Origin of the sequence: Agromyces mangrovi (assembly GCF_030296695.1) — a bacterium.
Taxonomy (GTDB): Bacteria; Actinomycetota; Actinomycetes; order Actinomycetales; family Microbacteriaceae; genus Agromyces; species Agromyces mangrovi.
Map to the genome: position 1 here is coordinate 188790 of NZ_AP027737.1, position 22449 is coordinate 211238.

Annotated in this window: 14 protein-coding genes and 2 pseudogenes; 2 read left to right on the forward strand and 14 right to left on the reverse strand. The window is 73.4% G+C overall.

The window, feature by feature from the left end:
• Nucleotides 1-31: 31 nt before the first annotated feature.
• Nucleotides 32-3139 carry an ATP-dependent DNA helicase RecG gene (locus QUE38_RS00925; protein ID WP_286309701.1) on the reverse strand — a complete coding sequence of 1036 codons (3108 nt, stop codon included), beginning with the start codon at nt 3137-3139 and terminating at the stop codon, nt 32-34.
• A gap of 66 nt (nt 3140-3205) precedes the next feature.
• On the opposite strand from QUE38_RS00925, the gene QUE38_RS00930 reads away from it, so the two are divergent.
• A complete protein-coding gene (locus QUE38_RS00930) occupies nt 3206-3835 on the forward strand; it encodes an RsmD family RNA methyltransferase (protein WP_286309702.1) in 630 nt (209 codons plus the stop codon).
• On the opposite strand, the gene thiL is transcribed toward QUE38_RS00930, so the two are convergent.
• Nucleotides 3805-4818, reverse strand: a complete 1014-nt coding sequence (thiL, locus tag QUE38_RS00935; protein WP_286309703.1) for a thiamine-phosphate kinase — start codon at nt 4816-4818, stop codon at nt 3805-3807. The two genes, QUE38_RS00930 and thiL, sit on opposite strands and share 31 nt — an antisense overlap.
• 24 nt (nt 4819-4842) lie before the next feature.
• On the opposite strand from thiL, the gene QUE38_RS00940 reads away from it, so the two are divergent.
• Nucleotides 4843-5337: a DUF3515 family protein gene (locus QUE38_RS00940; RefSeq protein WP_286309705.1), complete on the forward strand. Its 495-nt coding sequence runs from the start codon at nt 4843-4845 to the stop codon at nt 5335-5337.
• Nucleotides 5338-5347: 10 nt separating this feature from the next.
• Here the strand turns inward: QUE38_RS00940 and QUE38_RS00945 are convergent, their stop codons facing one another.
• From QUE38_RS00945 to QUE38_RS01005, 12 genes and pseudogenes are all read right to left on the reverse strand, one after another.
• Nucleotides 5348-5779 (reverse strand): pyridoxamine 5'-phosphate oxidase family protein, encoded by a 432-nt coding sequence (locus tag QUE38_RS00945; RefSeq protein ID WP_286309706.1) that lies wholly within the window; start codon nt 5777-5779, stop codon nt 5348-5350.
• A 59-nt stretch (nt 5780-5838) separates the two neighbouring features.
• On the reverse strand, nt 5839-6930 hold the full coding sequence (locus tag QUE38_RS00950) for a D-alanine--D-alanine ligase family protein (RefSeq protein ID WP_286309708.1): 1092 nt from the start codon (nt 6928-6930) through the stop codon (nt 5839-5841).
• A pseudogene (locus tag QUE38_RS00955) lies at nt 6830-7971 on the reverse strand (NAD(P)H-dependent glycerol-3-phosphate dehydrogenase). The gene QUE38_RS00950 and the pseudogene QUE38_RS00955 overlap by 101 nt, the downstream one beginning before the upstream one ends.
• Nucleotides 7964-8737: a lysophospholipid acyltransferase family protein gene (locus QUE38_RS00960; protein ID WP_286309709.1), complete on the reverse strand. Its 774-nt coding sequence runs from the start codon at nt 8735-8737 to the stop codon at nt 7964-7966. Before QUE38_RS00960 ends, QUE38_RS00955 begins: the two are co-directional and overlap by 8 nt.
• A 74-nt stretch (nt 8738-8811) precedes the next feature.
• Nucleotides 8812-10181 (reverse strand): annotated as a pseudogene (murA, locus tag QUE38_RS00965) (UDP-N-acetylglucosamine 1-carboxyvinyltransferase).
• The gene (leuD, locus tag QUE38_RS00970) at nt 10178-10798 is read right to left on the reverse strand and encodes a 3-isopropylmalate dehydratase small subunit (protein WP_286309711.1); all 621 of its coding nucleotides are present in this window, start codon (nt 10796-10798) and stop codon (nt 10178-10180) included. The pseudogene murA and the gene leuD overlap by 4 nt, the downstream one beginning before the upstream one ends.
• A gap of 3 nt (nt 10799-10801) precedes the next feature.
• On the reverse strand, nt 10802-12271 hold the full coding sequence (leuC, locus tag QUE38_RS00975) for a 3-isopropylmalate dehydratase large subunit (protein ID WP_286311592.1): 1470 nt from the start codon (nt 12269-12271) through the stop codon (nt 10802-10804).
• Nucleotides 12272-12354: 83 nt separating this feature from the next.
• On the reverse strand, nt 12355-13023 hold the full coding sequence (locus tag QUE38_RS00980; protein WP_286309713.1) for a hypothetical protein: 669 nt from the start codon (nt 13021-13023) through the stop codon (nt 12355-12357).
• A complete protein-coding gene (locus QUE38_RS00985; protein ID WP_286309714.1) occupies nt 12978-14768 on the reverse strand; it encodes a transglutaminase-like domain-containing protein in 1791 nt (596 codons plus the stop codon). Before QUE38_RS00985 ends, QUE38_RS00980 begins: the two co-directional genes overlap by 46 nt.
• The gene (locus QUE38_RS00990) at nt 14765-16054 is read right to left on the reverse strand and encodes a DUF58 domain-containing protein (protein WP_286309716.1); all 1290 of its coding nucleotides are present in this window, start codon (nt 16052-16054) and stop codon (nt 14765-14767) included. Before QUE38_RS00990 ends, QUE38_RS00985 begins: the two co-directional genes overlap by 4 nt.
• On the reverse strand, nt 16051-20877 hold the full coding sequence (locus QUE38_RS17310; RefSeq protein ID WP_350227502.1) for an Ig-like domain-containing protein: 4827 nt from the start codon (nt 20875-20877) through the stop codon (nt 16051-16053). The genes QUE38_RS00990 and QUE38_RS17310 overlap by 4 nt, the downstream gene beginning before the upstream one ends.
• Entirely contained in the window at nt 20853-22352 is a 1500-nt protein-coding gene (locus QUE38_RS01005; protein ID WP_286309717.1) for an Ig-like domain-containing protein, read from the reverse strand. Before QUE38_RS01005 ends, QUE38_RS17310 begins: the two co-directional genes overlap by 25 nt.
• Nucleotides 22353-22449 lie beyond the last annotated feature (97 nt).

Consider the following 22449-nt stretch of genomic DNA (forward strand, 5'->3'; position numbering starts at 1 on the left):
CGGGGTGGCCGTGACGGGCAGGTGGAGAGTCTCAGGCCTTGTTCAGGAACTGCGACTCGGTCTCGTCGAGACGGCGCCGCACCGCGGCCACGAGCGCCGGGTGCGACGCGAGCACCGGGTCGTCGTCGAGCACGCCCTGCGCGAGCTCGCGCGCGGCCACGATCAGGTCGCCGTCGCGCGCGACCCGGAGCAGGCGCAGCGACGACCGTCCGCCCGACTGGTTGCTGCCCAGCACGTCGCCCTCCTGCCGCAGGTCGAGGTCGACGCGCGCGAGCTCGAACCCGTCGGTCGTCGCCGCGACCGCGTCGACGCGCTCGCGCGCCACGGTGCCCTCGGGCGCATTGGTCACGAGCAGGCAGAGGCCGGGCACGTTCCCCCGGCCGACGCGGCCGCGCAGCTGGTGCAGCTGCGACACGCCGAAGCGCTCGGCGTCCAGCACGACCATCGCCGACGCGTCGGGCACGTCGACGCCCACCTCGATCACCGTCGTCGCGACCAGCACGTCGAGCTCGCCGGCCGCGAACGCGCGCATCGCCTGCTCCTTCTCGTCGCTCGACATGCGACCGTGCAGCGGTGCGATGGCGAGGCCACGCATCTCCGGCGCCTCGGCCAGCCGCGCGATCACGTCGAGCACCGAGGCGAGCGGCACCGGCGGTGCGCCGGTGACCTCGGGCTCGCCGTCGGCGGGCCCCGGGTCGACCTCGTCGGCGTCCTCGACCTGCTTCGCCTCGATGGCCGGGCACACCACGAACGCCCGGTGCCCCTTCGCGACCTCCTCGGCGACGCGCGCCCAGACCCGGCCGAACCAGCCCGGGCGCTCGGCGAGGGGCACCACGAACGACTCGATTCCCGGCCGCCCGCCCGGCAGCTCCCGGATGGTGCTGACGTCGAGGTCGCCGAACACGGTCATCGCCACCGTGCGCGGAATCGGCGTCGCCGTGAGCACCAGCACGTGCGGCGGCTCCGACCCCTTGACCCGCAGCGCCTCGCGCTGGTCGACGCCGAAGCGGTGCTGCTCGTCGACGACGACGAGGCCCAGGTCGGCGAACGTCACGGTGTCGCCGAGCAGGGCGTGCGTGCCGACGACGATGCGCGCCTGGCCCGAGGCGGCGCGCAGCAGCGCGCGCTTGCGCTCGGCGGCCGGCAGCTGCCCGGTCACGAGGGTCGGCATGAGCTCGGCCGAGAGGTCGGGCCCGAGCACGCGCGAGATCGAGCGCAGGTGCTGTGCGGCGAGCACCTCGGTCGGTGCGAGCAACGCGGTCTGGCCGCCCGACTCGGCGACCGCGAGCATCGCACGCAGCGCGACGAGCGTCTTGCCCGAGCCCACCTCGCCCTGCACGAGCCGGTTCATCGGCATGCCCGAGGCCAGGTCCTCGGCGATCTCGGTGCCGACGGCGCGCTGGTCGCCGGTCAGCTCGAACGGCAGCACGTCGTCGAAGCGCGCGAGCAGGCCGTCGGGCGAGGCCTCGCGCCGCACGGTCTGGCGCGCCTTCCGCTCGGCGCGCCGCCCGAGCAGCGCCGCCTGCAGCACGAAGGCCTCCTGGAACCGCAGCGCGGCGCGGGCACGCGACCAGTCGCGCTCGTGCTCGGGCCGGTGCACGCCCTCGAGCGCCTCGCGGAAGCCGACCAGGCCGCGCGCGGCGCGCACCGACTCCGGGATCGGGTCGTCGACGTCGCCCAGCGCGTCGAGCACGAGCCCCACGGCCTTCGCGACCTGCCAGCTCGCGATCGTCGACGTCGCCGGGTAGATGGGGATGGGCGTCTCTGCCCAGCGCTTGGCGTCGGGGTCGTCGCCCGATCGCTCGAACAGCTCGTAGTCGGGGTGGGCGAGCTGCCGCGCGCCGCGGTACGAGGTCACCTTGCCCGCGAAGATCCCGCGCGCGCCGGGCACGAGCTCCGCCTGGCGCCACTTCTGGTTGAAGAACGTGAGCGTCAGCACGCCCGTGCCGTCGGAGATCGTGGCCTCGACGATGCTGCCGCGCCGCTGGCGCATGCTGCGCTCGCGCACCTCGAGCACCTCGGCGACGATCGTCACGTTCTCGTCGAGCGGCAGCTCCGCGAGCGCCGTCAGCTCGCCCCGGCGCGCGTAGCGACGCGGGTAGTGGCCGAGCAGGTCGCCCGCCGTGACGTGGCCGAACGCCCGCTTCAGGGCGCCCGAGGTGCGGCCCCCAGCAGTCCGTCGAGCTTGGTGTCGAGACCGGCCCGCCCCGGGGCATCCGCTGCGCTCATGCCCCGGCCTGCGGCTCCGTCCCCGTGAGCGCCGCGATCTCGTCCTGCACGAACTCGTCGTCGGGGCGCTGCTCGGCGAGCTCGCGCTGGATCGCCAGTGCCTCGTCGTCGCGGCCGAGCGTGCGGAGGCACCGGCCGACGGCCCAGCGCGCGACGTGCCGCTGCTCGGCCGACCCGTGCTCGTTCGCGAACGCGAGGGCCGACTCGAACTGCTCGAGCGCGGCGTCGGCGTCGCCGGACTCGTGCAGGGTCCAGCCGAGGTTGTTGTGCAGCGCGACCCCCAGCGCTTCAGCCGCCGGTCGCCGCTGCGGTCGACGAGCGCGAGGCCCTCCTCGGCCCACTCGCGCTCGTGCCCCGTGTCGGCGAGGGCGAGCATGTGCAGGGCGTCGAGCACCAGGAACGGCACGTCGGCGCCGGCCGCCTCGCGCACCGCGCGGGTGAAGTGCGCGACCGCGTCGGCGGGCGCGCCGCGGGTGACGAGCAGTCGGCCGCGCTCGAGCTCGATGCGCGCGCGGATCTCGCCGGCCTCGCGGGCGAGGGCCGCGGCGTCGTCGCCCTCGGACGCGTCCTCGGCGGGCGCGCCGGGCTCGTCGGTGCGTTCCGGGGCGTCGGTGCGTTCGGTGGCGTCGTCGGATGCCTCCGCGGGCGACGCCGCGTGCGCACCCGCCGCGGGCTCCGCCCCGGTCTCGGCGAGGGCGTCGAGCACGGCGTCGGCCTCGTCGAACTTCGACTGGAGGCCGAGGGCGCGGGCGAGCTGGGTCGCCATGATCGCGCGATGGTGCGCGTCGTACGAGTCGTCGTCGGAGGCGTCGCGGAACCGCTCCTCCGACACCTCGGGGGATCCGAAGTCCCACATCGCATCGAGGAGCTGCTGGTCTGCGGCACGGCTGCGCGCGGTCTCGACGTCCACGCCTCCATCATGGCAGCGCGCGGCGACGTTGGCGGCGCGCACGGGCCGATCGGTATGCTCGCCGCGATGACGCGCATCGTCGCCGGGTTCGCCGGCTCCCTCACGCTCCAGGTGCCCCGCTCGGGCACGCGCCCGACGAGCGACCGCGTGCGCGAGGCGATCTTCTCGGCGCTCGAGGCGCGCGACGCGCTCGCGGGGGCGCGCGTGCTCGACCTCTACGCCGGCTCGGGCGCGCTCGGGCTCGAGGCGGCCAGTCGCGGCGCGGCATCCGTCGTGCTCGTCGAGCGCGCCAAGCCGGCGGCCGCCGTGTGCCGGCGCAACGCCGACGCGCTGCTCCGCGCCGCGCGCGGCGCCCGGCCGCCGCGGATCGACGTGGTCGCGCGCGCCGTGCGCAGCCACCTCGAGCACGACTCGGCCGGCGGCTACGACGTGGTCTTCTCCGATCCGCCGTACGAGCTGGGCGACGACGAGCTCGCGGCCGACCTCGAGGCCCTAGTGCCGCTGCTCGCGCCCGACGCGATCGTGGTCGTCGAGCGCAGCGCCCGCAGCCCCGAGCCGGAGTGGCCGGCGGGCATCGAACCCGACCGCCGGCGCGACTACGGCGAGACGACGGTGTGGTGGGCGGATGCCGCGCCCGGGCCCGGCCCGGACACCGACGCCGACCGTCAGCCCGTTCCGCCGTTCCAGTCCTCGTAGGGGTCCCAGCCCACGGGCTCGATCGGGGCGCCGTCGACCGACACCGTTCCGGCGTCGTCGGTGACCCGCCCGATCGGGTCGAACCCGTCCGGCACGGCCGCGTCGGCGGGGAACGTGGCGAGCAGCCCGTGGTCCTCGGCGCCGAACACCGTCGGCCCGTCGGCGGCGCCGAGCGCCGCCGAGTCGAAGTCGATGCCCACGCCGCTCGCCGCGGCGATGCGCGCCGCATCGCGCGCCAGCCCGTCGGAGACGTCGAGCATCGCGGTCGCGCCCGCGAGGGCCGCGTCGACGCCCGCCGACACGGGCGGCCGCGGCCGCAGCTGCGCCTCGACGAGGTCGGGGTGCGCGGCGCGCAGGGCCTCGGCGCGCCCGCGGTCGGGCTCGTCGTCGCCGTCGACGGCGCGTGCGAACAGCAGGGCGAGCCCGCGTGCCGCGTCGCCGCGCCGGCCGGCGTGCGCGACCACGTCGCCGGGCCGGGCCCCGGAGCGCCGCACGGGCGCCCGCGAGCCGAGGTCGCCGAACGCGGTCACCGCGATCGTGAGGGTGCGCGAGACGGACAGGTCGCCGCCCACCACGCCGCACCCCGGCGCGAGCGCCGCGCACGCCTCGCGCAGCCCGTCGGCGATGCCCTCGAGCACGGCGACGTCGGTCTCGGCCGGCGCGGCCAGCGCGACCACGAGCGCCGTGGGGCGCGCACCCATCGCGGCGACGTCGGAGAGGTTGGTCGCGGCGGCCTTCCAGCCCAGGTCGTCGGGCCGCGACCACGCCAGGCGGAAGTCGGGCCCGTGCACCATCAGGTCGGTCGTCACCACGAACCTGCCGTCGGGGCTCGCGACGACCGCGGCGTCGTCCCCGGGCCCGACCTCGGCGGCGGCGACCGCGGGGAGCCGGGACACGATCCGCCCCAGGACGGCCGACTCCGCGAGGCTGCCGATGGAGTCCGGGCCGCCCGCGTCGGAGCCGGGCTCGGGGCTGGAGGGCATGCACTCACGGTAGCCTGATCCGTGATGCATCACTCCCCCGCCGGGCCCGCTCGAGCCGTCGTCGCCGCGCTGGCCTGCGTGCCCCTCGCCCTCTCGCTCGCCGGCTGCACGCGCACGGTCGCGCTCGAACCCGCGGCCGACGCGATCGAGGTCGGCTGCGCCGACATCGTGGTGCGCCTGCCCGACGAGGTCTCGGGGCACGAGCAGCGCCCCACGGACGCGCAGGGCACGGGCGCCTGGGGCGACCCCGCCGCGGTGCTGCTGCGCTGCGGCGTCGAGCCGCCCGGGCCGACCACGCTCGAGTGCGTGGACGTGAACGGCGTGGACTGGATCATCGACGAGACCGACGCGCCGAACTACGTGTTCACGACCTACGGGCGCGTGCCCGCCACCGAGGTCATCGTCGACTCCGACCTCGCCTCGGGAACGACCGCGCTGGCGGACCTGGCGCTGGCCGTGTCATCCGTGCCGGCAGACGGCGGATGCCTCGGGGCCGAGGAGCTGCTCGACGAGGAGTGACGCGCACGCGTCAGATCGTGTAGTCGGGCTCCGGCTCGGTGCCGAAGCGCACCCGACGCCCCGTGATCTCGTCGATCTCGATGCGCACGAAGTTGCGCTTCACGGTCTGGATCCACGGCGTGAGGGGCTCGCGCTCGGCGGCGGCGATCTCGTCCTCGTGCTCGAGCGTGCGGGCGTGGCCCTTGACGACGACGCTCCAGCCCTCGTGCTCGCTGCGGTCGTCGATCTCGAACGCGACCTTGTGGTTCACCGTCACGCCGAAGAGCTTCGTGCCCTCGGCGGTGCGGATGAGGATGCCGCCGTCGGACGCCGCGTAGTTGACCGGGAAGATCTCGGGCTGGTCGGCGATGGACACCGCCAATCGCCCCAGCTCGTTCTCGACCAGGAGCGCCCAGCACTCCTCGCTGCTCAGTTCGACGATCGGTGCACCGTTGTCGGCCATACCCTCATCTTGGCACGCGGGTGCGGGCCGGTCGAGGGCGATCGGGCGTGTCGGGCGGGCTATCGCGGCCCGCGCTCGGCACCCGTCTCGACCAGCTCGGTGATGAGCTCGGGGTAGGTCAGCCCGGAGTGCTGCCAACAGGTCGGGAACATCGAGATCGGGGTGAACCCGGGCATCGTGTTCACCTCGTTGACGACGAAGCCCTCGCCGGTGAGGAACACGTCGACGCGCGCGAGCCCCTCGCCGCCGATGGCGTCGAACGCGCGCTGCGCGACCCGCCGCAGCTCGTCGAGCTCGCCCTCGCCGAGGTCGGCCGGGCAGACCAGGTCGATGCCCGGCGCGTCGAGGTACTTCGCCTCGAAGTCGTAGAACTCGCGGCCCGTGACGACGATCTCCCCGGCCACGCTCACGCGCGCCGGCTCCCCCGCACGGCCCTCGAGCACGCCGCACTCGATCTCGCGACCGGTCATCGCCTGCTCGACCAGCACGCTGCGGTCCTCGGCGAACGCCGTCTCGAGCGCCGCATCGAGCTCCGACCAGTCGGCGACCTTCGTCACGCCGACCGACGAGCCGGCCCGCGCGGGCTTGACGAACACGGGCAGGCCGAGCGCCCGGATGCGCCGCTCCCACAGGTCGCGGTTCGCGGCGAGCGCAGGTCGCGTGACCGTGACCCAGGGAGCGACCGGGATGCCGGCGCCCTCGAGCACGGTCTTGGCGACGTGCTTGTCCATGGCGATGGCAGACGCGAGCACGCCGTTGCCCACGTACGGCAGCCCGGCGAGCTCGAGGAGGCCCTGCACGGTGCCGTCCTCGCCGAACCGCCCATGCAGGATCGGGAATACGACGTCGACGTCGCCGAGCGAGCGCGTGCCCGAGGCATCCGTCACCCGCAGCTCGCGCGACGCCGTGCTCTCGGGCCACTGCACCCGGGTGCCGTTGTCGACCACTTCGGGCAGGTGGGCGGGATCGAGCGCGAACCGCTCCGGATCGTCGGCCTCGAGCACGAACGCTCCCTCGCGCGTGATGCCGACCGGGATCACGTCGTAGCGGTCACGATCGATCGCCCGGAGCACCCCTCCCGCCGTCGCGCAGCTGATCGAGTGCTCGCTGGAACGTCCTCCGAAGAGCACCGCCACCCTGCGCCTGTCCATGCGTGTTCCTTTCGCCCTTCGGGTCGTCGTCGGGGTCGGTCGTGAGGTGCGGCGCGATGTCCTTCGGCTCGAGCTCGCCCGCCAGCACCTGGCGGACCTGCTCGACGATGGGCATCTCCACGCCGCGTGCGGCGGCGAGTTCGAGCACCGGCCCGACCGAGGCGAGACCCTCCGTGGTCTGCTGCATCTGCTTGACCACGTCGGCGAGCCGATACCCCTGCCCGAGGAGCCTACCGGCCGTGTTGTTCCGGGAGAGCGGCGACTGACAGGTCGCGATGAGGTCGCCGAGGCCCGCGAGGCCCGAGAGGGTCTCGGCCTGGGCGCCGGATGCCACGGCGAAGTCGGTCATCTCGACGAGCCCGCGGGTGATGATCGACGCCTTCGTGTTCTCGCCGTAGCCGACGCCGTCGACGATGCCGATCGCCACGGCGATGAGGTTCTTCAGCACGCCGCCGAACTCGGTGCCGATGACGTCGGTGTTCACGAACGAGCGGAAGTACGGGTTGGTCGCGATGCGCGCGACCGCCTGCGCGGTCTCGAGGCTCGACGACGAGACGACCGCGGCGGTCGGCTGCTCCTTGGCGATCTCGAGCGCGAGGTTCGGGCCCGAGATGACCGCGATCTGCTCGGGGGCAGCCGCAGCACCTCGCTGATGACCTCGCTCATGCGCAGGCCGGTCGACTTCTCGACGCCCTTCATGAGCGACACGACCGTGGCGCGCGAGCCCAGGTGCGGCTGCGCGGCGACGAGGTTCTCGCGCAGCGCCTGGCTCGGCACCGAGACGAACACGTGCTCGGCGCCCGCGAGCGCGAGGTCGAGGCGCGAGGTCGCGCGCAGCGAGTGCGGCAGGTCGACGCCCGGCAGGTACGCGGAGTTGCGGTGCTCGTGCTGGATCTCGGCGGCGAGCTCGGAGCGGCGCGCCCAGAGCATGACGTCGGCACCCCCGTCGGCGAGGATCTTCGCGAACGTCGTGCCCCAGTTCCCGGCGCCGAGCACGGCCACGCGCGTGCGGTGGCGGAAGACGCGTCGTTCCCTAGCCATCGAACCGCCCCGTCTCGGCCTGCCCGCGCTTCGTCGGGTCCCAGCGATCGACCGGCGCGGGCTCGCCGCGCAGTCCCGCGAGCAGCTCGGCGATCTCGTCCATGACGACGGTCGTCGCGCGCGAGAGCGTGGCCTGGTCGAGCGGGCCGTCGGCGAAGGCGGACAGGTCGACGGGCTTCCCGACCGCGACGTCGATGGTCTTGCGGGGAAACGGATGCAGCTTCTTGCCGTAGCGCGGCATGAGCTCCTGCGTGCCCCAGTGGGCGACCGGGATGAGCGGGATGCCCTGCTCGAGCGCGATGCGCACGGCGCCCGTCTTGCCGCGCATCGGCCAGAGCTCGGGGTCGCGCGTGAGCGAGCCCTCGGGGTAGACGACGACCATGCGGCCCTTCTCGACGAGCTCCTCGGCGGCGCGGAGCGCCGCGTGGCTGCGCGAGCCCGCCCGCTCGACCGGGATCTGCCCCGACGTGCGGAGGAACCAGCCGACGATCGGGACCTTGAACAACGACGCCTTGGCGAGGAACCGCGGCAGGCGACCGAGATGCCAGGTGGCGACGCCCATCACGACCGGGTCGATCTCGCTGTAGTGGTTCGGCGCGAGCACGAACGCGCCCTGCTTCGGCAGCTGCTCGCCGTGGAGTCGCATCCGCATCATCGCCGTCATCGGCGGCAGCAGGAGCACCGCGAGCAACCAGAAGAACGAGGGCCTGCTGCGCTCCGAACGCTGCTTCGCGCGGGGCGCGGGGGTCGACGCTTGCTGTTGCACCGACCCATTATGGCTGACGGCGCATGCCGCCCCGGCATCGGCCCGCGAGCGCGAGCCGGGGCGGACTGGGAACGCTACGCGAGCAGGCGGAAGTCCGCGCCGAGCGCGCGCAGCTTGCCGATGAAGTCCTCGTAGCCGCGGGCGATGATGCCCACGTTGCTCACGGTCGACCGGCCCTCGGCGCTCAGCGCCGCGATGAGGTGGCTGAACCCGCCGCGCAGGTCGGGCACCTCGATGTCGGCGCCGTGCAGGTGCGAGGGTCCGGAGATGACCGCGGAGTGGCGGAAGTTGCGCTGGCCGAACCGGCAGCGCAGGCCGCCCAGGCACTCGCGGTGCACCTCGATCGACGCGCCCATCTCGACCAGCGCGTCGACGAAGCCGAATCGCTGCTCGTAGACCGTCTCGTGCACGATCGAGACGCCGTTCGCCTTGGTCAGCGCGACCACGAGCGGCTGCTGCCAGTCGGTCATGAAGCCGGGGTGCACGTCGGTCTCGATGATCGCGGGCTTCAGCTCGCCGCCCGGGTGGTAGAACCGGATGCCGTCGTCCTGGATCTCGAACGCGCCGCCCACCTTGCGAAAGACGTTGAGGAAGGTGAGCATCTCCGACTGGCGCGCACCGCCGACCACGATGTCGCCGTCGGTCGCGAGCGCGGCCGCGGCCCAGCTCGCGGCCTCGTTGCGGTCGAACAGCGCCCGGTGCGTGTAGCCGGTGAGCTGCTCGACGCCCTCGATGCGGATGACCCGGTCGGTGTCGACCGAGATGATGGCGCCCATCTTCTGCAGGATGTTGATGAGGTCCATGATCTCGGGCTCGATGGCGGCGCCCGCGAGCTCGGTGATGCCGTCGGCGCGCACGGCGGTGAGCAGCACCTGCTCGGTCGCCCCCACGCTCGGGTACGGCAGCGAGACCTTCGCGCCGCGGAGCCCGTCGGGCGCGGACATCCGGATGCCGCTCGGGAGCTTCTCGACGACGGCGCCGAAGTTGCGCAGCACCTCGAGGTGGTAGTCGATCGGGCGGTCGCCGATGCGGCAGCCGCCGAGGTCGGGGATGAACGCCTCGCCGAGGCGGTGCAGCAGCGGCCCGCAGAACAGGATCGGGATGCGGCTGGAGCCCGCGTGGGCGTCGATGTCGGCGAAGTGTGCGGACTCGACGTCGGCCGGGTCCAGCAGCAGGCCGTCGCCGTCCTCCGCCTCGCGCACCCGGACGCCGTGCACCTCGAGCAGCCCCCGCACGATGCGCACGTCGGAGATGTCGGGGACGTTCCGCAGCAGGCTCGGGGTGTCGCCGAGGATGGCGGCGACCATCGCCTTGGTCACGAGGTTCTTCGCACCCTTGAGCTCGATGCGGCCGCGGAGCGGCTTGCCCCCTCGATCTCGATCCGGTCGCCGGTCAGCCCGACGGCCGATCCATGCTGCTTCGCGTCGTCCACGAGTGTGTTCACGGTGTTCCTGATCCTGCCGGCTCCCTTGCGGGAAGCGTCTTCGGCTTCCATGCCGGTCGAGTCTCCTCGAACCGGGCGATGGCCCCCTCGTCCCGGAGGGTCAACGAGATGTCGTCGAGCCCTTCGAGCAACCGCCACCGAGTGTAGTCGTCGATGTCGAAGGGGACGGTGAGGTCGGCGACGCTCACCGTACGGGCAACCAGATCGACGGTCACCGCTATTCCCGGCTCGGCCTCCAGCGCCTCCCAGATGCGCTCGACGTCCTCGTACGCGACCTGCGCGGCGAGCAGGCCCTGCTTGCCCGAGTTGCCGCGGAAGATGTCGCCGAACCGCGACGAGATCACGACCTTGAAGCCGTAGTCGCGGAGCGCCCACACGGCGTGCTCGCGGCTGGACCCGGTGCCGAAGTCGGGGCCCGCGACGAGCACGTTCCCCTCCTTGTAGTGCGGGTGGTGCAGCACGAACTCGGGGTCCTTGCGCCACTCGGCGAAGAGTGCGTCGTCGAAGCCGGTCTTGGTGACCCGCTTCAGGTAGACGGCCGGGATGATCTGGTCGGTGTCGACGTTGGAGCGTCGCAGCGGCACGCCCACGCCGACCACGGTGTCGAACTTCTCCATGGCTCAGGCCCCTTCCTGCTCGAGGTCCCACGGGCTCGAGAGCGTGCCGCGCACGGCGGTGGCGGCGGCGACGAGCGGCGAGACCAGGTGGGTGCGCCCGCCCTTGCCCTGCCGTCCCTCGAAGTTGCGGTTGGAAGTCGACGCGCAGCGCTCCCCCGGTGCGAGCTGGTCGGGGTTCATGCCGAGGCACATCGAGCAGCCGGCGAAGCGCCACTCGGCGCCGAAGTCGGTGAAGACCTTGTCGAGGCCCTCGGCCTCGGCCTCGAGTCGCACACGCGCGGATCCCGGCACGACCATGACGCGGACGCCGTCGGCCTTCTTCCGACCCTCGATGACCGACGCGAACGCCCGGAGGTCCTCGATGCGGCTGTTCGTGCACGAGCCCATGAACACCGCGTCGACCGCGATGTCCTTCAGCGGGGTGCCCGCCTCGAGGTCCATGTACGCCAGCGCGCGCTCGGCGGCGGCGCGGTCGTGCTGGTCGGGGATCGACGCCGGATCGGGCACGCGGTCGCTGAGCGACACGCCCTGGCCGGGGTTGGTGCCCCACGTGACGAACGGCTCGAGCGCATCGGCGTCGATGAACACCTCGGCGTCGAACTCGGCGCCCTCGTCGGTCGGCAGCGTCTTCCAGTACTCGACCGCGGCGTCCCAGTCCTCGCCCTCGGGTGCGTGCGCACGACCCTTCAGGTAGGCGAACGTGGTCTCGTCGGGCGCGACCATGCCGGCGCGCGCACCGGCCTCGATCGACATATTGCAGATCGTCATGCGGCCGTCCATCGACAGCGCGCGGATCGCGCTGCCGCGGTACTCGAGCACGTAGCCCTGGCCACCGCCGGTGCCGATCTTCGCGATGACGGCGAGGATGATGTCCTTCGCCGTGACACCCGGGCGGAGCGTGCCCTCGACGTTGATGGCCATGGTCTTGAACGGCTTGAGCGGCAGGGTCTGCGTGGCGAGCACGTGCTCGACCTCGCTCGTGCCGATGCCGAACGCCATGGCGCCGAACGCGCCGTGCGTGGAGGTGTGCGAGTCGCCGCACACCACGGTGATGCCGGGCATGGTGAGGCCGAGCTGCGGGCCGACGACGTGCACGATGCCCTGCTCGACGTCGCCGAGCGAGTGCAGGCGGATGCCGAACTCCTTCGCGTTGGTGCGCAGGGTCTCGATCTGGGTACGGCTGGTGAGGTCGGCGATCGGCTTGTCGATGCCGATCGTCGGGGTGTTGTGGTCCTCGGTCGCGATCGTGAGGTCGGGGCGGCGCACGGGCCGACCGGCCATGCGCAGGCCGTCGAACGCCTGCGGGCTGGTGACCTCGTGCACGAGGTGCAGGTCGATGTAGATCAGGTCGGGCGAATCGCCCTCGCCCTCTTGGACGAGGTGCGAGGCCCAGACCTTCTCGGCGAGGGTGCGCGGGCGCGCTTCGGTGGGGGTGCTGCGGTCATGACAGGTCTTCCTCGATGGGGTGTTCAGCCGACGTTGGACTCCGCGACGGGGAAGGCCTTAGGACGAGGACCCGTCGCGGCAACGAAGGAGGAGCCGAACGTGCTGCACCACTACAGGCTAGCACCGCCCTCGGGGGCGTCCGCCGGGCCCCGTTCGCCCGCGGCGACGCGGCTCCAGTCGCGCCGGGACCGGATGCGGTAGCGGCTCAGCAGTCGTCTCGACGCGCCGGACGCGTGGCGCGCCTCGTCCAGGTGGCCGTCGGCCCGTGCCCAGAGCCCGCGTACGCGCGCGTCGTCGATCTCCGCGTCCGAGAACACCGCGGCGTCGACGTCGGCGGCGATCGGCGAGAGGGCGACGGCGACGGATGCCCCCGAGCCGGCGCCCGCCGCGGGCCCGGCGCCCGGCGCAGCCGACGCGTCGGACGCCTGCTCGCGCAGCTGCCGCTCGAGGTCGGCCGCGACCTGGCGGCGCGTGGCGTGGCGGCGCACGTCGTAACCGAGCTCGGCGTACCCGTCGGCCAGTTCCTCCCAGGCACCGGCCGCGCGCCGGTCGCCGAGCGGGTGCCGGCGGCGACGCCTCCGGCGGCGGGCCTTCAGCAGCGCGACCACGACGAGCGGGCCCGACAGGAGCAGCAGCGGGATGCCGACGACGCCCGCGACGATCCACACCCACGCGGGCACGACGAACGGGTCATCGCGCTCCTCGTCCTCGGAGTCGTCGATCTCGACGGTGCTCAGCAGGTCCTCGTCCCGCTCCTCGGCGCGCGGGGGCTGCCGCACCTGCGGCTGCGGCTCAGCGGCGGGCCGGGGGTCTGCTCCTGCGGCACGTCGGTGTCGTCGGGCGTGGGGAAGAACGGCACCCAGCCGATGCCGTCGAACGGCACCTCGACCCACGCGGTCACGTCGGCGCCCGTGACCTCGATCGACGCGGCATCCGACCCCACCTCGGGGGCGAAGCCCATCACGACGCGCGCCGGGTAGCCGAGCTGCCGGGCCATGAGCGCCATGGCGGAGGCGTACTGCTCCTCGTCGCCGACCATCTGCGACCTCGTGAACAGGTCGACCATGCGGTCGGCCCCGTGGCCCGCGCGCGACGCGACCGCGTCGGAGGCGAGGCCGTGGCTCAGGAAGCCCTCGGTGCGCAGGCCGGTCTCGATGGCCCGCAACTGGTCGATCGGCGAGACCTCGTCGCCCACGTACTGGTCGGCGCGCGCGACGAGCACGTCGGGCACCGACTCCACGGGCGGCAGCGGCACCGACGCAACCGGCACGTCGACCAGTTCCTCGTCGTCGGGAAGCACGGGCGACCGCACGGTGAGCCGGTAGCGGTCGCCCTCGTCGACGCCGCCGATGAGCACCGCCGTCGCCGATGCCGGGTCGTAGCGCAGATCCTCGGTGCGGTCGGCGATCGCGCCCTCGAGCACGACCAGCCCGGGTGCGGCGACCGCGGGCAGCCAGGAGTCGTCGTAGGCGCCGATCTCGACCTGCACCTCGTGGGCGTCGGCTGCGAACGTGCCGAGCGCGGGCTCGGGCAGCTCCGAGCCGACGAGCGCGAACCCGCCGACCCCGGCGGTGTCCTCGGGGCCGGCCGCGTTCCACAGCCGGCCGTCGTACGAGTCGAGCGAGGCCAGTCGCACGGACTCGCCCTCGCGCAGCCCGTCCACGGTGAACAGCGGCGTCTCGGCGAGGTCCTTCGTGTACGCCCGGAATCCGGCCAGGGGGCTCGCGAACTCGAGCGGATCGAACGGCGGCACGACCTCGTCGCGCACCACGACGCGGTCGGGCTGGGCCGGCACGAGGGCCGTGGCCGCGAGCGCCCCGGCGACGATCGCCCCCGTGACGAGCACGACGCCGCCGGTAAGGCGCGAGCGCGCCAGGCGGCGCGACCCCGCGGCATCCGTCGCCGCATCGGGTGCCGACGGGTCGCGCCGGCGCCAGCCGAGCCAGACCAGCGCGACGGCGGCGAACAGGGTGCCGCGCAGCGCGCCGTGCACCGAATCCTGCGTGCCGACGAGCACCGCAGCGAGCAGCAGCAGCACGGGGCCGACGAGGAGCAGCGCGCGGCGCGGTGCGGTGCTGCGGCCGGGCAGCCAGCGCGTGGCGAGCAGCGCGGTCACGAGCCCCACGAGCCAGCCGGCGACGTACGGCACGACGGTCAGGTAGGCGGGCGCCTCGACCGGCGCGCGCAGCGTGACGAGATCGGCCCAGCCCCACACCGCGCCCAGCACGAGCCCCGCGAGCGTCTCGGGCGTCGGCACCACGAGCCAGAGCGCGGCATCGGGCATCGCGAGGGCGCTGCCGAACGCGAAGTACGCGAGCACGCCCACGAGCACGGCGGGCAGCAGCGGGAGACGGCGTCCGAGGAGCCCCGCACCGGCGCCCACCGCGAGGCCGCCGAGCCCCGCGAGCAGGTACCCCCAGCCGCCGAACGCGGTCGCGAACCCGAGCACGCCGAGCGCGGCGAGCACGAGCGGCACGACGACATCGGCCGCCGACGCGGCGGTGAGGCGGCGCCCGGCGCTCATCCGCGCACGCTCCGCACGATCGCGGCCAGCTCGTCGAGGCGGCCCACCGTGGCGACCGGCAGGCCCACCGAGCGGATGCCCGAGGGCGCACCGTGCTCGGCCCGGAACGCGAGCACGGTCGTGTCGGCCCCGAAGAGCCGCTGCACGCTGCGGAACTCGGCGACCGGCAGCTGCGAGCCCGCCACCAGCAGCACGACGCTCGGCGCCGCGAGCCGCGACGTCTGGGCCCGGGCGAGGTCGCGGAGGCTCGCGTGCACGCCGGAGACGGGCTCGATGCGCGCGGTGTCGTCGAGCAGCGCCGTGGGCGTCGCCGTGCGCAGCCGCAGGTCGTCGGTCACGACGTGCATGGTCGTGCCGTCGCGCAGCACCTGCACGGCGAGGGAGGCCATCACCGACACGGCGAGCTCGAACTCGTCGTCGGAGGCGTAGTGCGCGGCATCCGTCGACTGCACCAGGACCAGCTCGCTGCGACGGGTCTCCTCGAACTGGCGCACCATGAGCGTGCCGGTGCGCGCGGTCGTGCGCCAGTGCACGTTCCGCAGCGGGTCGCCCGGCTCGTACGCGCGGAGCGCGTGGAACGAGATGTCGTTGTCGGTCACGACGGGCGTGACCTCGCCCTCGAGGTCGCGCACCAGGCCGGCCGCGGACGGCTGGAGGCGCGCAGTGACCGGGTGCACGAACAGCTCGATCACGTCGGTCCAGCGCACGGTGCGGCGGACCAGCCCGAGCTGGTCGCCCCGCACCGAGAGCGCGGGACCCGCGGGGATCACGGCGCGACGCGCGGTCGGCGCGGCGAACAGCTCCTCCTGCGCGGCGCCGGGCGCCAGGGACGGCACGCGGAACTCGGCGACGCCCGCGCCGACCGGCAGCTCCATGCGCGTGGGCGGCGCCTGCCGCTGGGCGGCGTTGGCGACGAGCATCCGCCCCATCGCCCGCTCCCCCGCGACCACGCGCACCGGCTCGAGGGCGATCTCGACGCGGTACTGCGCACGACCGAAGAGGGTCGCCGTCGCGAGCAGCACGGCAGCGACGAGCGTCGCGCCGAGGAACAGGAACTCGACCCAGCCGAACACGCCCGCGAGCACGAACGCACCCGCGGCGGCCGCGAGCACGATCCAGCCCGTGGGCGTGACCACGCCCGTCACCGGTGCGATCGACCGACCGGCGCGCGCGAACCCGGCCCCGGCGATGCGCGTGGCGTTGCCGAGGCCGCTGCGCAGCGCCCGGCCGGCGCTCGCCCAGCCGGACTCGCGGCGCCGCGGCGCCGGTGGAGCGGTCGGGGTCATGCCGCTCGGTACGCGGGCGGGTCGACCTCGGCGACGCAGCCGCCCACCACCTGGGCGGCGGTGACCCCGCGGAACGACGACTCGGGGTCGACGATGACGCGATGGGCGAGCACGGGCTCGGCGAGCTCGCGCACGTCGTCGGGGGTCGCGTAGGTGCGGCCCTGAGAGATCGCCCAGGTCTTCACGGCCCGCGCGAGTGCGAGCGCCCCGCGCATCGAGACGCCGAGCGTCGTGTCGGGGTGCTCGCGCGTGGCGGCGACGATGCGGTTCAGGTAGTCGAGCACCGCGGGGTCGACGTGCACGTCGGCCGCGAGCTGCGCCATCGCGGTGATCGACGCGGGGGCGATGATGGGCGACACGCCCTGGGAGCGCGAGCGGTTCGACGAGTCGACGAGCAGCGCGAGCGCGGTGTCGTGGTCGGGGTAGCCGAGCGAGGTCTTGATGAGGAAGCGGTCGAGCTGCGCCTCGGGCAGGGTGTACGTGCCCGCCTGCTCGACCGGGTTCTGCGTGGCGATGACCATGAACGGGCTGCCCACGTCGTGCGCGACGCCGTCGACCGTGACCCGGCCCTCCTCCATGACCTCGAGCAGTGCCGACTGGGTCTTCGGGCTCGCGCGGTTGATCTCGTCGGCGAGCACGACCGACGCGAAGATCGGTCCGCGGTGGAACTCGAACGCGCCCTTGTGCTGGTCGTAGATCGTCACGCCCGTGACATCGGACGGCAGCAGGTCGGGCGTGAACTGGATGCGCGAGTTCGAGCCGTCGAGCGTGTTCGCGAGCGCCTTCGCGAGCTGCGTCTTGCCCGTGCCCGGCACGTCCTCGAGCAGCACGTGCCCGTCGGTGAGCATCGCCGCCACGACCAGGCGGATCACGTCGCGCTTGCCGAGGATCGCGCGGTCCACGTTGCCGACGAGGCGGGTGAAGGCGTCGTGGAACCAGTCGGCCTGTTCCTGCGTGACGGTCATGGAGTCTCCTCGCGTTCGGTCGTCATGGCGTCCCCCGCGGGCGGGGAGCGAATCCCAGTTCGTGATGGCGTCGGACCAGTACACCGCGCCGTTGCTCGTTCGGACGAATCGCACCTGGATGCGGTCGTTGTTGCGGATGCCGAGGCTGTTCCAGATGACGACCGAGCCGTTCGTGCCGATCGAGTACGTGTTCTCGGTGAGGCCCGCATTGCTGCCGTTGATGAACGTCGTGATGCGGTAGGAGCCGGCCGGGAAGTCGTGGTAGTCGATGCCCACGTAGCGGCAGCCCGAGCACGAGGTCGGCGAGATGCTCCCCTTGAAGATCGTGCCGCCCGGCTCCGGCGGCGGCGGGGCCGTCGGCGTGTCGCGGTTCGACGCCGCCCACGGACCGCACCCACGCGCGTTGCACGCTCGCACCTCGTAGCGGTACCGGGTGCCGTTGCTGCCGGTGATCGCGTCGCTGCGGCTCGTCGTCGTGCCCGAGGCGCTCGAGCCCTCGGTGAACCGCCACCGGTACTCGGTGACGGCGCGGCCGCCGTTGTCGGCGGGAGCGGTCCACGACATGTTGAGCCGCGCATTGCCGGTCTGCGACGCCGAGAGGGTGACGCTGCGCGGTGCCGTCGGCACGCCGTAGGGCACGATCGCGGTGCTGCGCGACGACGCCGTGGAGGTGCCGATGGCGTTCGTGGCGGTGACCCAGAACTGGTACGACGAGCCGTTCGACAGCCCCGTGATGGTCTGGTTCGTACCGGCGGCGCCGGCCCCGAAGCTGCGCGACCCGCCGCCCGACCAGTGGACCGTGTACCCCGTGATCGGCGAGTTGTTGGTCGCCGGGGCGTTCCAGCGTACGGTGGCGCTGCCGTCGCCCGGCGACGTCGTCGGCGTGTTCGGCGCGTCCGGCGCGTCGCGCACGACGACCGTGAGCCGCCCCTGGGTCTCGCGTGCGGGGTCGCGCGTGGCGTCCTGGATGCGGTAGACGACGCTGAGGGTGCCCGTGAAGGCCGCACCCGTGGTCACGCTCACGTTCTGCCCGGTGAACGACACCGACGCATTGCTGCCGACGCTCGCCTGGTCGATCTGCGCATCGACGATGCGCAGCGGGTCGGGCGCGAACGGGTTGAAGTCGTTCGCGAGCACGTTCACCTGCCGCGTCTGCGCGCGGGTCATCTCGAGCTGGTCGTCGACCGCCTCGGGCTTGGGCCGCGACGACGACACGACGCTCACCTCGACCGAGCCGGGCACGCTGAACTCGTCGAAGCCGACGGTGAAGGTCAGGGTCGCCGTCGTGCCCGGCTGCACGCCGAGCGGGGCCTCGAGGGTGAGGATGCTGCCCTCGAGCGTCGGCACGATGTCGGCGGTGCCGCCCGCGAGGCCGCCGTAGGCGAGACGGGCGAGCACGTCGGGGTTCGGGTGGGCGCTCGAGTCGCGCAGGTCGACCTGCACCGGCTCCTCGCCCGCCTCGATCTGCACCGTGCGCGGCGTGAAGGTCGGCGGCACGTCGGTGAAGTCGGCGGAGCCGACCGTGACCGGGATGGTCAGGAACGCGGTGCGCTCGGCCTGCTCGGCCGTGCCCGGGGCATCCGTCACCTCGAAGGTGACCGACGCCTGCCCGCGGTAGTCGGTCGCCGGCGTGTAGGCGAGCGTCGCGGCGTCGGCGAGCACGGGGCTGCCGTCGGCGTTCGTCGCACCGGCCGAGAGCACCTCGATCGGCCGGCCGCTCGGCACGACGACGATGTCGGCGAGGTTCCAGGAGAGCTGGCCGTTCATGCGCACGAACTGCTCGCCGATGTCGGCGAGGTACGGCAGCGGGAACTGCTCCTCCTCGGGCTGCTCCTCGTCCTCCTCCTCCGCGGCGAGGGCCTCCGGATCGAGCACGGGCGGCACGATCACGAACGCCATCGCCGAGAGGTCGTCGATCTCGTTGGCGAGCCGGTACGCCACGGCCTGTCGCTCGTCGCTCGGCGCGACCTCGATCGCGCCGTTCGGCAGCACCGTGCCGGCGCCCGCGTTCGGGCCCTCGAGCGTGACGACGAGGTCGTCGACGAGGCCGCCGGGATTCTGCGCGTCGTCGAGCGGGTGCACGGTGACGGTGTCGACGTCGAGCACCTCCTCGGGCTCGATCACCTGGTCCTCCGCGGACGGCGGGTCGATGCGGGCGTCCTCGGTGACCTTCACCTGCACGTACGCCGCGTCGGCGCCGCCGTGCCCGTTGGTGATCTCGTAGCGCAGCGAGAAGCCGCCCTCCTGCTCGGGCGCCGTGACGACCACCCGGTTCGCGCGCACCTCCGCCTCGAGCGCCATGTCGACGTTCGCGAGCTGCTCGTCGACGCGGATCGCGTAGCCGCTCGGGTCGGAGTCGTTGGCGAGCACGTCGATCGAGCCGGTGCGGCCCGGCCGCAACTCGACCACGTCGTCGACCGCGTTCGGCGGCGGCGTGACCGCGGGGCGCGGGATCACGCCGATGCGCACGGTGCCCGTCGCGACCGCACCCGACGTGTCGACGACCTCGTACTCGAACGCGTCGGTGCCCGTCGACCCGTCGAACGCCTCGTACGTGAAGCTCGTGCTGGTCGACTCGACGACGCGGCCGAGCGACGGCGGCGAGGTGACGCCGCGCAGCGTCACCGAGTCGCCGTCGGGGTCGATGCCGTCGAGCGGCACGTCGACCTCGACGGTCGAACCGGCGAAGGTGCGCGCCGTGAGCGGTGCGGGCAACGGCGCGTCGTTGTCGCCCGAGGGCGTGACGAGGAACGTCACCGAGGTGGTCGCGGTCTCCTCGAACTCGTCGGCGATCGTGTAGGAGACGCGGTAGGTGCCGGGCTCGTCGGGCGCCTGGAAGCGCACCGTGTCGCCGGTGACGAAGGCGAGCCCCTCCTCGGGTCCCTCCGCGAGCTCGGCCTCCACGTGGAAGGGCGCGGAGTCGGGGTGCACGTCGTTGGCGGTGACGGCGACGGTCGCGATGTCGCCCGCCCGCACGGTCGCGCTGTCGGCCACGGCGATGGGCGGCTGGTGCTTCACGAGCGGCGGCACGGGCACGACGGCGACGGACGCCTCGGCCGTCGACGCCCCGTCGGAGACGGTGTACCCGAACTGCAGCGGCTCGGTGAGCGCCTCGGACGCCGTCACGCGGGCGACCGCGTTGCCGAGCAGCTCGACCGTGACGAGGTCGCCCACGCCGTCGAGGTCGACCGACTGCACCGCGAGCACCCGACCGTTCGGCGACGTGTCGTTCGCGAGCAGCGGCACGCTGGTCGGCTCCCCGGCGCGCAGGTACGCGGTGTCGGTCACGGCGATCGGCGGCAGCGCACCCTCGGGCGGCTCGAGCACGTCGACCCGGATCAGCCCGACGCTCACCGCGTCGCCCGCCGCGAGGTCGTAGGTGAAGAGGTGGCTGCCGACCTCGTTGGCACGGAAGGCGACGGTGCCGAGCTCGGTGTTGGCCGTGACATCCGCCCCCTCGACCTCGGCGACGCCGAGCAGCGAGAGCGGCGCCCCCGACGGGCTGAGGTCGTTCTCGAGCGGATCGAGCAGCACCTGCTCGCCCGCGAACACCTGCGCGTGGTCGGGCGTGCCGACCGGGTTGAGGCTGCCCGTCGGCTTGACGTCGACCGTGAGCGTGCCGGTCGCCGTGGCTACCCCGTCGGAGACGACGAACTGCACCTCCTTCAGGCCGATCTCGCCCGTGCGGTGCTCGAACGTGACGTACCCGTCGGGGCCGAAGCGCACCGAGTCGCCGCTCGTCGGCGACGCGTTCACGAGGTACAGGTCGTCGCCGTCGGGGTCGTTCCAGTCGGCGAGCACGTTGTAGCCGATCGAACGGCCCTGCTCGACGCTCACGGCCGCCTCGCGGTGCGGCACGGGCGGCAGGTTCTCCCCGGCGGGCGCACGGTCACGTCGACCTGCGCCTCCGCGACGCCGAGGCGCCCGTCGTCGACGGTGTACCGGAACGAGAGGGTGCCGGATGCCCCGGGCGCCGGCGTGAACTGCAGCGCGCGCGACCCGTCGATGAACTCGAGCCGCCCGGCCGATTCGGGGATCTCGCTCGTGCCCGCGATCGTCAGCACGTCGCCGTCTGGGTCGGTGTCGTTCTCGAGCACCTCGAGGATCGTGGCGCGGCCGGGCCGCACGCCCAGCTCGTCGTCGCGCGCGGTCGGCGGGCGGTTCACGTCGGTGCGCTCGGCGAGCGTGTCCTCGAACGACTGGGTCGAGCTCTTCTCGTCGCCCTCCTCGTCGTCGTACTCGACGGGCGGCGTGACCTCCTCCCAGTTGTCGACCAGGCGCATGTCGGAGTCGACCAGCCAGGTGTCGCCGTTGGAGAGGTTGTTCAGCGCGATCACGTTGCGGTTGCGGCGGAACTCCAGTTCGGCACCCGCGGTCGGCTGGTCGATGCGGTATCGCTCCGCGCCGTCGTCGCAGGCGAACAGGTAGGCCTGGGCGATCGCCCACGCCCCGTGGGCGCACCCGTCGAGGCGAACGGGGGCGGATGCCTCGGAGGGCGTCGTCGCCGGCACGTCGAGTCCCGCGTCGACGTTCGTCGCGTCCCCGCCGTCGAGCGGCACTTCGACGAGGCCCGTGCCGGTCGCGAGCAGCACGTCGTCGTCGGCGTCGCCGGGCTGCTGGAGGCGCAGCGCGACCTCGTCGAGCGGGCGCGCCTCGCCGTCGACCACGAGCGCGTTCGCGTCGCGGTCGAGCACGACCGGTTCGTCGCCGACCGTCGAGAGCTCGTGGTCGCCGATCGCGGGCAGTTGCGTCACCGACGCGACGGCGTCGCCCTGCGCGACGCGCGCGAGCACGCGCTGCTCGGGCGAGGTCGCGAAGGTCGTGCCCTCACGGGAGACGACCAGCCGGGACCCCTCGCCGAGCATCGCCACGGGCTCGGCGTCGATCGTCGAGAGGACGAGTTCGCCGGCGGCATCCGTGACCCAGAGCTCGCCCGCGGGCGACAGCACCGCCAGGGTGTGGCCGCCGAACGCGACCTGCGAACCGGGCGGCACGTCCACGCGCTGGCCGAGCGTCGTGAACGCGGGATCGACGCGCTCCACCGAGCCCACCGACTCGTCGTGGAGGAAGACGTCGTCGCCGTCCTGCAGCACGTCGAAGGCGTTCGAGGCCGCGTTCACGGCGCCGTCGAGCTCCTCGATCTGGCGGTTCAGGCGACCCGCGAGGAGCTGCTCGCCGTTCGTGACCCAGACCTCGCGGGCTGTCAGGTCGACATCGGCGACGGGGAACCCGCGATGCAGCACGGCCGCGCCGATCGTGCCGCTGGCGAGCACGGAGAGGATCACCGTGGTGGCCGTGCTGCGACGCGCACGGAGCCAGGAGGTGATCGTCATGCGCGTGCCCTCGGTCCTCTCCCCGGTCGTGCCGTCGGGCACCGTCGCTCACGCACGCCGAACGCGAGCGGCTCCGGCGCCGACTGGAAACCTAACA

Excerpts from the sequence above, each read along its gene's own strand:
- QUE38_RS00930 (WP_286309702.1), top strand. The coding sequence starts at position 3,206 with ATGACGCGCATCGTCGCCGGGTTCGCCGGCTCCCTCACGCTCCAGGTG.
- thiL (WP_286309703.1), bottom strand. The coding sequence starts at position 4,818 with ATGCCCTCCAGCCCCGAGCCCGGCTCCGACGCGGGCGGCCCGGACTCC.
- QUE38_RS00940 (WP_286309705.1), top strand. The coding sequence starts at position 4,843 with ATGCATCACTCCCCCGCCGGGCCCGCTCGAGCCGTCGTCGCCGCGCTG.
- QUE38_RS00945 (WP_286309706.1), bottom strand. The coding sequence starts at position 5,779 with ATGGCCGACAACGGTGCACCGATCGTCGAACTGAGCAGCGAGGAGTGC.
- QUE38_RS00950 (WP_286309708.1), bottom strand. The coding sequence starts at position 6,930 with ATGGACAGGCGCAGGGTGGCGGTGCTCTTCGGAGGACGTTCCAGCGAG.
- leuD (WP_286309711.1), bottom strand. The coding sequence starts at position 10,798 with ATGGAGAAGTTCGACACCGTGGTCGGCGTGGGCGTGCCGCTGCGACGC.
- QUE38_RS00985 (WP_286309714.1), bottom strand. The coding sequence starts at position 14,768 with ATGAGCGCCGGGCGCCGCCTCACCGCCGCGTCGGCGGCCGATGTCGTC.
- QUE38_RS00990 (WP_286309716.1), bottom strand. The coding sequence starts at position 16,054 with ATGACCCCGACCGCTCCACCGGCGCCGCGGCGCCGCGAGTCCGGCTGG.
- QUE38_RS01005 (WP_286309717.1), bottom strand. The coding sequence starts at position 22,352 with ATGACGATCACCTCCTGGCTCCGTGCGCGTCGCAGCACGGCCACCACG.